4 protein-coding genes are annotated in these 4908 nt (G+C 45.7%); all 4 read left to right on the top strand.

All coding sequences use genetic code 11. The features are described 5' to 3' along the window. A partial coding sequence (locus ACGG90_RS15275; RefSeq protein ID WP_390410694.1) for a replication initiation factor domain-containing protein occupies positions 1 to 1013 on the top strand: 1013 nt, incomplete at its 5' end. Positions 1014 to 1090: 77 nt separating this feature from the next. Beyond that, entirely contained in the window at positions 1091 to 1297 is a 207-nt protein-coding gene (locus ACGG90_RS15270) for a DUF3173 domain-containing protein (protein WP_033572650.1), read from the top strand. Continuing rightward, positions 1290 to 2564, top strand: a complete 1275-nt coding sequence (locus ACGG90_RS15265) for a tyrosine-type recombinase/integrase (RefSeq protein ID WP_274261220.1) — start codon at positions 1290 to 1292, stop codon at positions 2562 to 2564. Before ACGG90_RS15270 ends, ACGG90_RS15265 begins: the two co-directional genes overlap by 8 nt. Positions 2565 to 2902: 338 nt before the next feature. After that, positions 2903 to 4891 carry a hypothetical protein gene (locus tag ACGG90_RS15260; RefSeq protein WP_390410692.1) on the top strand — a complete coding sequence of 663 codons (1989 nt, stop codon included), beginning with the start codon at positions 2903 to 2905 and terminating at the stop codon, positions 4889 to 4891. Positions 4892 to 4908: the final 17 nt, after the last annotated feature.

Raw genomic sequence — 4908 nt, 5'->3', positions numbered from 1 at the left:
ACGACTATGAAGAACTGGTGACCGAACTGTTCCAGATTAACCTGAATCACTTTAATCTCAAAGAAGGGGCGCGATACGGGTACGCGGCGACCTTCAAATGTGGTGAAATCGATGTGTTGCTGTCGCCGTATCAAGATGTGAATGCAGACGGTTATGATCCAAGCGAAGACAGTGGCACAATGATTGAACTGAAGGGCCAAGGCTGCCGCTATGTTGAATCGTATTTGCGCCAGCAGAATCGCACCTGGTACGACTTCCTAGAGACGTGCATTGCGCTTGACGGTCATTTCACCCGCGTTGACCTCGCCATCAATGATCGCAATGGATTGCTTGACGTACCAACCTTGATTGAGAAGTGTGACCGTGATGAATTCACCTCACGTTTTCATGGTTTCCGAGATAATCGCACCAAGCAGTGGAAGGTATCGGGCAGAACCTTGTATCTGGGGTCGCCGCAAAGTGAAGTGTACTTCTGTATTTACGACAAGGCTTTTGAGCAACACCAGAAGCACCCTGAGATTGCGATTGAAGATCAGCCGATACGGACACGCTTTGAAGTCCGGTTACGTCGCAAACGCGCCGCTGCTGCAATTAAGAATCTGTTGGCAGAGCGTGATCCTGAGAAAGTGGTTTTCGGCATTATCAACCGTTACCTGCGTTTCTTGACGCCGAGCCACAAAGCGAAGAGTCAGTGGGCGACAGATCCGCGCTGGGATGCGTTTATCGGTAATAATCGCGACAAGCTGCGACTCTCAACTGACCCTGAACCATTGAGTTATGCGCACATTACCCGCTGGCTGAGGAAACAGGTCGCGCCGTCGCTGAAGATGTTGCAGCTGATTGATCAATACAATGGCACCACCGAGCTGAAGGCGATTATTGACGGCGGCAAACTGACGCAACGCCACTGGGACTTGATTCACCACTATCAGCACCACCGTAATGGCGTTTTGACGGATGCAGAACTGAGTGAGACATCAAAAAAGAGCGACTATGCCGACCAAAGCAAGTAGTCACCCTTCACAGATAAGATTTGGGTCCTATCTGGTTTGATTATCTCACTTCAATCAATGAGAAGGAAGTGACGTAATTGGATAAGAGTTTTGTCTGCTATCAAGATCTGATGGCATTAGGTTTTAAGCAGCACACCGCGCGCAATATTATTAGACAAGCGAAGCAAAGGATGGTACAAAAGGGTTATCCCTTGTATCTCAACCGAAACTTAGGGCGCGTGCCGCGTTCTGTCGTTGAGTCCATTCTCGGGTCACCGATGAATGGAGCTGTTGAGAATGAGTAAAACCAAATATCCAGGCGTATTCATAGACGCCAAAGGTAACTTCTACTATGAAACCGAGTTGGGCACCGATAAGATGAGTGGCAAGCGCGTCCGCAAGAAAGGGCGGAAGGACAGTCAAGGAATGCCATTCAACACTGCGTTTGCGGCGAACAAGGAACTTACGCGGGTGAAGCGTGAATATCATGAGGCGCATGGGTTTACGAACTTCCGCATGACCTACCGCCAATTCATGAAGGATGCGTATATTCCAGCCTACAAAACCGACGTGGAGGAAAGCACCTTCGCTGTCCGCAACCGCAGCTTTGATATCTGTATCGCCCGCTTTGGCGACCAGCTGCTGCGTGACATTGACATCACCGACGTGCAGAACTTCCGCACGTGGCTGCTCACGGATGAGAAACACGGTGGTGCCGGCTACTCGCAAGGCTATGCTGGATTGGTGTTCGGCTGTTTCCGCAAGTCCCTTGATCACGCGGTGCAGATGCAGTATCTGTCCAGCAATGTGTCGAAGCGAGTTAAGGCGATCCCCAAGGCCAAAAGCAGCGTGCCGTTCTGGACGAAAGCCGAGTTTGAACAAGTTATTGCTCAAATCTGCATTGATGACATCTACGGGCACCTGAACTTCGTGATGTTGTGGCTGTACTTCCTGACTGGCGTGCGGGTCAACGAAGGCACGGCGCTGTGGTGGCGGGATGTTGATCTCGCCAAGAAGCAGCTACACGTTGACCACATGCTGGTGATGAAGAACCGGCATGACTGGGAACGCCACGACTACACGAAGACAGACAGCGGCAAGCGGATCTTGACGCTCGACGATGACACCGTGGCAATTCTACGGCGCTGGCGTGAGGTGCAGAAGAGTTTCGGTCTGGGTGGGGTAGATGACTTCATCATGACCTATGACGGCTTGCCGATGACCAAGTCCACGATTTCGCGAATTATTCACCGCTACGCCAAGTTGGCGCAGGTACACCCAGTCGAAGGCAAGGGGCTGCGCCACAGTCACGCGTCGTATCTCATCAATGAGTTCAACGTCTCAGTGCTGGTGTTGTCTAAGCGCTTAGGCCACTCGTCTCCGGAGATCACGCTGAAGCACTACTCGCACTTATGGGGCGGGCTGGATGCGGACATCGCCGAACAGATTGCGGGTAACATCACGATCAAGACGGCGGGTCAGAATCAGGTGCGGTTCGTTGGGAATCAGGCGGTGAAGTACGATCAATTAAGCCCCGCCAAACTCCCCGCCAAAACGGTGACTGAGGCATAAAAAGCCTGGTATGACGCGGGTTAGCGCCGCCGAAGATACGCTTGAATGGGAATAAGTTGCAGGTAAGCATGTGGATGAAAAGCCTGATTTAACGGCGATTTTAATGCGTACAATGAATTGAAATAGGTAGAATTGAAGTGATTTTCTGCCAACGTCCTGTCAAGAATAAAGAGCCGGTCCGGAGAAATCTGGGCCGGATTTTTGTATATCAAACGTTTGTTCTGTAGAGTGATGAATTATGGTATGCTTGCGGAAGAGATATTTGCAAACATTGAAAATTTGAAAATATTCAGAACGAATTCATGATGTGGCAAGTTGCACATAAGGAGGAGATCAAGGTGTCAAAACTACGACTTGAAAAGTACGAGATAAGATCGCTTGGAGCGGCAATATTTACCTTAACTTCGTGGCCAGAAAACCGTCGAAATCTGGGAATTGTTGATCAATTGAATCGGGACTTCATTGCATATGAAGAAACTAAAGTATACGGTCATAAAAAGATTGATAATTATCGGGATTTTATTCGCTTTTATCAGGACGTAAAGGATCATTATACAAAGGGTATATTTCCGCCGGAGCCTTTTTTGGTGGACGTCGGAGAAGTTAAATTCTATTCGCACAAGAATCATAAATACTATCAAGTGTTTATTGGAAATGGTTCTGAAGATACCTATGAAAGCTGTTATATTGTTGATCAACTAGTGTCTTTGGATAATCAATTTTCTAATATATGGACATGTATATTAGAGTATGAGAATAAATTACTAAACGTGTTATATGAAGACGCAAGCATTAATGACAAGTTTGAATCGGATTTGTCATGCCCAACAGAGAAATATTATCAAAATGTTTGCATCAACTATTCTGATTTTCAATCGAACCGGCTTTTCGAATTTTTCGAACAGTATCGAAGCATAAACGATGAATTATATCCATTTTTTACTCATCAATTACATTTAGCAGTGTTTCTACCACTGATGAAAGAAGTTTTTGAAGAGAAAATTGAGCAGGAATACCGGACAGAAAGCTTGGTACGTGCAACTGCTCAAACATTGCAGGAACGTGTTATTAGTAATTATACTAATCGTGTGAATGGAGTATCAGATTATCTTTGCTCGGCTACTATCTCTAATGACAAAGGTGATACGGTGTTAAACGATGTATTGGCCATGTTTGATAAAGATCGATGTGTTGTGATAATTGTTACAGACGAACCAGACGCCGTAACTCACCAGATTGAATCAGAACTCAAAGACTGTGATGTGGAAATTGAGGGGAAGCCGAGCATAGGGCTGAAAGCACATGTGAAAGTCGCCAAAGAAAGTAATATTGTCTATCAGCTGGTAGCCGCTACAGATCTTTCACCTAACATCAACAAATCATCGTTCGGCGAAAGAGGTGTGCGAAATTGGATGCGCAGTACAGATGTTATCGCAATTCTAAATTACGCATCCAATATTTCTGAGATAGTAGATTTCTTGACGAGTTATGCAGATCCGACATCGTTAAATATTGAAAAGATGTGGCTGACGTCTGGAGTAGCAGGTCTATTTCAGACATGGCACCAGCAACACAGGGTTCTCAACGAGGGAGCGTCCCCACTTTCGTTAATGGTTCCGACATATATTGAGGCTGACGCGAATATAGAGTTCTTTAATTCACTAGCACGTTTCTTTCCGTATGATGCGGGAAAAGAGTTCCTTAATCCTCACCATTGGTATTTCCCGGAGGAAAGTGAGCGCATTGCAGATTTAGAATTAAGCTCAAAAGGAAATGAATCGCACATTACAGTGTACACTGATCGAGATAATTCAATCATATTGTGCGAAAACGAGAGTATGTTGGAAGACTCCCAGATTGAATATTTAACCAGTATACAATCGTTTGAAGAAATCATCGATCGCGAATTAAATCAACACAAGAAACAAATACTTGGGAAACTGAATTATAGATATTTAAAAATTGTTATTGCCTCAAAACAGTTAACAGAACTGCGATCTTTGGATGCTCCCGTGGAAAACGAGTATTACATTATTGGCCGCAATGCAAGCGGGATTATCGAGACGCTATTCGTAACACCTAAGTGGCGAAAAATATTAGAAGACAATCTTGCATCTGAAAAACGTGCCTTTGAGAATGGTTTACTCATTGGCCTTGTTGCTGAAGTTGATTTGAAGGATAAAGAAGTTCTTTTAGAGGAGCTACATCAAGATGATCGTGTCGACGCGCGCTTTATACCAACTCGATTTCAAACAAAAGCGGCAAATAATTCCAGACACGGGCAGCCGGCCCGCCGGAATTATTTGCCGCTGTTTATATGCACTTAAATCCAGCGATTGAAGAT

It is taken from the genome of Lacticaseibacillus jixiensis (assembly GCF_042847315.1).
Lineage (GTDB): Bacteria > Bacillota > Bacilli > Lactobacillales > Lactobacillaceae > Lacticaseibacillus > Lacticaseibacillus jixiensis.
The sequence above is the reverse complement of the archived record's forward strand: the minus strand, read 5'-3'. Positions and strand labels throughout refer to the sequence as shown.

Bases quoted from the DNA above. Each gene is read 5' to 3' on its own strand.
- ACGG90_RS15265 (WP_274261220.1), top strand. From the start codon at position 1,290: ATGAGTAAAACCAAATATCCAGGCGTATTCATAGACGCCAAAGGTAAC.